This is a genomic window from Methanoregula sp., from assembly GCF_002835825.1.
In the GTDB taxonomy this organism is placed as follows: Archaea; Halobacteriota; Methanomicrobia; order Methanomicrobiales; family Methanospirillaceae; genus Methanoregula.
The window spans coordinates 1-4,951 of sequence record NZ_PIZH01000163.1 but is presented as its reverse complement, the minus strand read 5'-3'; the positions used below and the strand labels follow the sequence as shown (position 1 = coordinate 4,951).

At 53.5% G+C, this 4,951-nt stretch carries 8 protein-coding genes; 5 read left to right on the top strand and 3 right to left on the bottom strand.

Annotated elements, in window-relative coordinates:
• Positions 1 to 125 precede the first annotated feature (125 nt).
• Together CW742_RS07155 and CW742_RS07150 are read left to right on the top strand one after the other, a co-directional pair.
• Complete coding sequence (locus CW742_RS07155; RefSeq protein WP_292418448.1) at positions 126 to 449, top strand: nucleotidyltransferase family protein; 324 nt, start codon at positions 126 to 128, stop codon at positions 447 to 449.
• Positions 439 to 786, top strand: a complete 348-nt coding sequence (locus CW742_RS07150) for a DUF86 domain-containing protein (protein WP_292418447.1) — start codon at positions 439 to 441, stop codon at positions 784 to 786. The genes CW742_RS07155 and CW742_RS07150 overlap by 11 nt, the downstream gene beginning before the upstream one ends.
• A gap of 154 nt (positions 787 to 940) precedes the next feature.
• Here the strand turns inward: CW742_RS07150 and CW742_RS07145 are convergent, their stop codons facing one another.
• Both CW742_RS07145 and CW742_RS07140 read right to left on the bottom strand, forming a co-directional pair.
• A complete protein-coding gene (locus CW742_RS07145) occupies positions 941 to 1,219 on the bottom strand; it encodes a BRO family protein (protein ID WP_292418445.1) in 279 nt (92 codons plus the stop codon).
• 663 nt (positions 1,220 to 1,882) lie between these two features.
• Positions 1,883 to 2,146, bottom strand: coding sequence for a hypothetical protein (locus tag CW742_RS07140; RefSeq protein ID WP_292418443.1), 264 nt, complete (start codon positions 2,144 to 2,146; stop codon positions 1,883 to 1,885).
• Positions 2,147 to 2,339: 193 nt separating this feature from the next.
• Here CW742_RS07140 and CW742_RS07135 point away from each other — a divergent pair, with 193 nt between their 5' ends.
• Positions 2,340 to 2,846 (top strand): PAS domain-containing protein, encoded by a 507-nt coding sequence (locus CW742_RS07135; RefSeq protein WP_292418441.1) that lies wholly within the window; start codon positions 2,340 to 2,342, stop codon positions 2,844 to 2,846.
• Between the two features lie 130 nt (positions 2,847 to 2,976).
• On the opposite strand, the gene CW742_RS07130 is transcribed toward CW742_RS07135, so the two are convergent.
• Positions 2,977 to 3,249 (bottom strand): hypothetical protein, encoded by a 273-nt coding sequence (locus tag CW742_RS07130; RefSeq protein ID WP_292418439.1) that lies wholly within the window; start codon positions 3,247 to 3,249, stop codon positions 2,977 to 2,979.
• Positions 3,250 to 3,766: 517 nt separating this feature from the next.
• Between CW742_RS07130 and CW742_RS07125 the strand changes: the two genes are divergently transcribed.
• Positions 3,767 to 4,003 (top strand): hypothetical protein, encoded by a 237-nt coding sequence (locus tag CW742_RS07125; protein WP_292418437.1) that lies wholly within the window; start codon positions 3,767 to 3,769, stop codon positions 4,001 to 4,003.
• Between the two features lie 135 nt (positions 4,004 to 4,138).
• Positions 4,139 to 4,645 carry a hypothetical protein gene (locus CW742_RS07120; RefSeq protein ID WP_292418435.1) on the top strand — a complete coding sequence of 169 codons (507 nt, stop codon included), beginning with the start codon at positions 4,139 to 4,141 and terminating at the stop codon, positions 4,643 to 4,645.
• Positions 4,646 to 4,951: the final 306 nt, after the last annotated feature.

Sequence of the window (4,951 nt, the reverse complement as noted above, 5' to 3'; positions counted from 1 at the left end):
CTCCCGGCTAGCACCTGGCAGCACAAAGCCCTCCGCCCGGAGATGGCGATGCCCGGTCCGGCATCCCCGTCCTCCCCATATCCTTATAGTACCCGAATGTCCAATTCCATATAGGAAGGAGCGGCATGCCCGGACTCATCGCAAGGCCCCGGAGGAAAAGCCCGGTGATAAAAAAACTGGAAGCAGCAGCCCCGGCTATCCGTAATACGTTCGGTGTTACTCGGATCGGGATCTTCGGCTCGTTTGCCCGCGGTGAAGAGACGAAGAAAAGCGATGTTGACGTTGTCGTGGACTTTGCCGAAGGGCACGCGACCCTGAAAAATTTTGTTGCCCTCGCGGAGCGACTGGAAGCCCTGTTCATGAGGAACGTGGATCTCATCACGGTCGAAGGGATTGACAAGTACATCCGGCCCCGGATTGAGGCCGAGGTGATCTGGATTGAAGGATGACAGCGTCTACCTCCGGCATATCCTTGACGAGATCGCGTTCCTGGAACGGATAGCGAAAGACCGGACCCTCAATGATCTCATCAATGACGATTATTTCAGCCACGCGGTCCGGAGTGCGATTGAGGTAATCGGCGAAGCAGCAAATAATGTCCCTGAGTCTGTAAAAGTGGAATACCCGGATCTCCCCTGGAAAGAGATGGCGGCCCTTCGTAACAGGATCATCCATGGGTATTTCCGGATCGATTATTCGATTGTCTGGAATGTCATCGTCAACGATCTTCCTGAAGTGAAACCAGCGATTTCTGCAATTCTCCGGGATATGGATCAACACTCCTGAAAAGCCGGCAGAAATTACCGATTCAGTGACACTTCGCCTGCAGGCAGCGGGCGCATGCAGAGTTTTTTCTTGTGGGCGTCTTGCATCACGCCATCGATTTTCCGGGAAGTTTTGGCTGTGATATATGCCTCACCGCACTGCTCGCAGATATAGGCTAGCAGGCATAGCGAGTGAGCAGGAGATCTTCGATCTTCCTTTGCGATCCCGATCCGAGGAGAACCATTTTGTTGGCGTCAACGAAATGGTCTGTTACGGTATTTCCTGAAGATGTACAGGACTCTTTTGCTCTCTTGCTAACGTTTATAAAATTCCTCCAGTCATCGTACCCAAGAAGGCCCTGCAAATCGCGGGCAAACCAGAACTCCACACCAGCCTGAACGTGGACGAAATCCTCAAAATGTTTGTGAAGGCGTCTGATGATGGCTGGTTTCATAGTCCCGGTCCCTGGATGAAATATTATTCTCTATCGATATATTCCAGAATACTGGCACATATATTCTGCCTGCGCAGGGTGAAACTAATCCTGCCGTATCAGAGATCTGCCTCGGGATGCCCCCCCATCCGGGCAACGGACCATTCGGCATGACACCCGGCCAGCACCCCCGCCGGGCACCTGGCAGCCCGAGTCTACCCGGACCCGCAGATTGCTATCTTATCACTCGTGGGTATTTCGCATTGAAGCTTATTTTCCGCTATGGCCAGACACAGATTACAATCAGTTCTTGCACATCTGTGCGCGGCCTCCACGATTATCGGGTCACAGTATCCGTAGTTGGCCGGCGCCTTCACGCTCTGGTGCTGCGGGAGATCTACTAAATAATAATGTGTTCCTGCGATGGCACTCCCGATGATCGAAAGACAGATCATGAAAAGGACGAGGCGGGCGAGCGGCGATCGTTGCGTTTGTGTCATGAGTGAAACCAACCTTGGTACTTTTGTCTTACGGCAGTAATTTATATAAATCTGCATTATTTGAAAAAAAGATGGAAGAAATTTTCTGACGCAACCGTACGCGGGATAATTTCGGAAACCTCACAGGAAGACGCAGGGGTTTTCCGTACGGCAGGCCGCCTGTCGCCCTAATCCCGCTCCCACCCTACCGGTCCGGGCACCCTCCCGGAATGCAGTCGCAACTCCGCAAACATCTGTTGGTGCAGCTGCTGTCCCATATTTTCACGCCACAGAGGCTAATGCACCTGGCGCAGGCACCCGGATCGTTCAGGGCGTCATTCGTGGGTGCCGGGTTCGCCAGCTGCATCGGGAGATCGATAGCAGCGTAATGGACTCCCGCCACGATCGTGCCGAAGATTGAGAGGGCGATCAGGAAGAGGACGAGGTTGTGAAGCGGGCTTCTGGTCATGAGGTCTCAAAGAAAAATTATCGCAGCAGGTGATAAATGATATTCATGTGCAACGTGAGGGTCTGGCCATCCAGTCGGAAACCCCCGTCCCTCTATTGTAATCCCGTGACCGCAGGTTATATGATATGCATAATACAATTGCTCCATTGCCTGATACGGATCCCTGTGGTCCCGTGTCGCGGAGAGTGGATCTTTGGCAACGAAGAGTAAGGTGACAAAAAAACAATCAGCTGCAAAGACTGCCGGAACAAAGAAAACCGTTCCGGCAAAGACGAAGAAACGTCAGGCAAGCACCGGAGCCGGGACTGTTGCGAAGCAGATCTCCGATGTCATCAGGCTGATCCCGGATGCGACCATGGTGATTGACCCGCAGGGAAAGGTGATGGCCTGGAATCCTGCCATGGAGAAACTCACGGGCGTGCGGGCAAAAGACATCATCGGTAAAGGGGACTATGAGTACTCGCTGCCGTTTTACGGGGAGCGACGCCCGGTCCTTGCTGATATCGCACTGAAGGAAGCAGGGGATATCCGGCAAAAATACCAGTCGATAACGCCGTGGGGCAACACGCTTGTGGCAGAGGCGCGTGTCACGAACCTTCCCCATGGCCCGGCAACCGTTTACGGATCAGCGACCATCCTGAAAAATTCCCGGGGCAAGATCCTGGGAGTGATGGAACTGGTCTGTGAGGTACGGAAATAACCGTAACCCTTGCGGGGGTCTCCGGCAGGTTGCACCGTAACGGAAACTTGCAGGAATGTATCAAAAAAAAAAAATTCGTGCGGTTACCAGCTTCGAATCCTTTCATCCTGTAAGCCGGGCAACATCACCTTCATCCGGACCCGCAGATTCCCTGGCACCGCACACGCTGCTGAACATTTGAAGGGAATGGGCAGGCAGCGTGATCATACCCGCAGTTCTTGATCATACAATCTTCAATACATACCATGATACCCCTGGCATCGAGGTTGGACGGTGCCCGGGCGTCCTTCTGCTGGGGAAGGTCTACCGCGTAATAATGGATGCCGGCAAAGACACTCCCGGCAACCGCCAGGGCGATCATGAACAGTACGAGCCGGGCAAGCGGGGATTTGGTCTCATGCAATCAGAACACACACCTGATGATTGAACTGTAATTCAATGATAGGTAAAATGCCATATAAAGACTTGTTTTTGTCGAGGGTCGAAGACCCGAGACATGAGAAGAACCCGCGAGGGTTCTTCGATGAGAGAGAGGGTCGAAGACCCGAGACATGAGAAGAACCCGCGAGGGTTCTTCGATGAGAGAGAGGGTCGAAGACCCGAGACATGAGAAGAACCCGCGAGGGTTCTTCGATGAGAGAGAGGGTCGAAGACCCGAGACATGAGAAGAACCCGCGAGGGTTCTTCGATGAGAGAGAGGGTCGAAGACCCGAGACATGAGAAGAACCCGCGAGGGTTCTTCGATGAGAGAGAGGGTCGAAGACCCGGGACAGGAGATGAATCCGGAAGGAATGATCGCTGAAAGACCGGGAGAAATTTTCCCGCGACATGCCGCGATGGTCCGGTTATGCACAGATGAGTAAATACGAGTTTTTATCCATCAGAGTGTCGTACTCCTGTTCGTACGGAAGTGGAATGCGATGGATGATGAAACTAAAGAATCGTCTCCGAAATGCTGGTGCGATGTTGGACACACGATGAAACACCATGCCTGCCACGGGTCCGGGGGCGCCCTGTACTTTGTGGGCTTCCTTGGCGCCCTGTACTATTACCTCACCACGGCCACGAGCTTCCTTGCGGGAGTGATCGGGGTTGTGAAAGCGCTACTCTGGCCGGCGTTCCTGGTGTACGGCGTGCTGAAATATCTCGGTATGTAATGTCAGGCAACGGGCCATCCAGAGGACAAACGGACTGGGCGTGAGTCGTGCACCTCCCGTATCGCACCACCTCATCCCAATACCCCTGTTAAGAAAAATCCGTTTAATACCTTCCCGCACCATACGTACGTATCGATGCTCGCCCGCAAAGTCACCCCGGAACTGGTCAGCACATGGAAGGAAACGGCAAAGACGTACCGGCCCCTGCTTCACCCCAACAAAAAAACCGGTCCTGAAATCCTCGCATATCTCACCGGCAAATATCCCGTGCAGGAACTTACCACGGACACCCTGCGCGATGTTGTCGAAGACAATATTCTCTCAAACGAGTGCCATGCACGGAAGATGCCGGCGGGCACAATCCCCGAGGTGCAGGGTTTTATGATCGAAAACACCGGCACCGGAAAACACCTGTATGAAACCCAGGATGATATGTTCCGGGGAAGGGCCATTATCGGTGCCGTAGAACTCCACTCCGCGTACTTCATGGTCGAGGGGAGCAGCCTCTTATGGGACGAACTCTGTGCGTTCCGTGGTCTGGACGAAGATGACCTGGAAAATTTCTTTATGGTTGCGGAGTATGTGGGTTGCCTGAAACGGTTCAATCTGCTGGACAGTGTACTGGCCCGTAAAGCACCGTGACCGTGCATCCCCGGTCTATTCATTTCCAGAAATCCCGCTCCAGGGTCCGTGACAGGCCCCTCCTCTCCAGGAAATGAACAGCACGGTAACAACCACGTAACCCCTGCCAAAGCGGGACCAGGCAGCAGACGACCTTTCCGGTTCCCTCAGTATCCATGCCCCCATGGAAGAACCGGGTCATGATTCACGGATGAGTGATACGTAAACGAGCGGAAGTAAAAAAAGATGGGGGAATTCCTGGTCCCCTTCTTCCTCTGCACTCAGCAGGAACACCCGGCTGTGCACAGATCATACAGACCATCACAG

What these genes read in the sequence shown, in the direction of transcription:
- CW742_RS07155 (WP_292418448.1), top strand. Translation starts at nt 126, where the DNA reads ATGCCCGGACTCATCGCAAGGCCCCGGAGGAAAAGCCCGGTGATAAAA.
- CW742_RS07145 (WP_292418445.1), bottom strand. Translation starts at nt 1,219, where the DNA reads ATGAAACCAGCCATCATCAGACGCCTTCACAAACATTTTGAGGATTTC.
- CW742_RS07120 (WP_292418435.1), top strand. Translation starts at nt 4,139, where the DNA reads ATGCTCGCCCGCAAAGTCACCCCGGAACTGGTCAGCACATGGAAGGAA.
- CW742_RS07140 (WP_292418443.1), bottom strand. Translation starts at nt 2,146, where the DNA reads ATGACCAGAAGCCCGCTTCACAACCTCGTCCTCTTCCTGATCGCCCTC.
- CW742_RS07125 (WP_292418437.1), top strand. Translation starts at nt 3,767, where the DNA reads ATGGATGATGAAACTAAAGAATCGTCTCCGAAATGCTGGTGCGATGTT.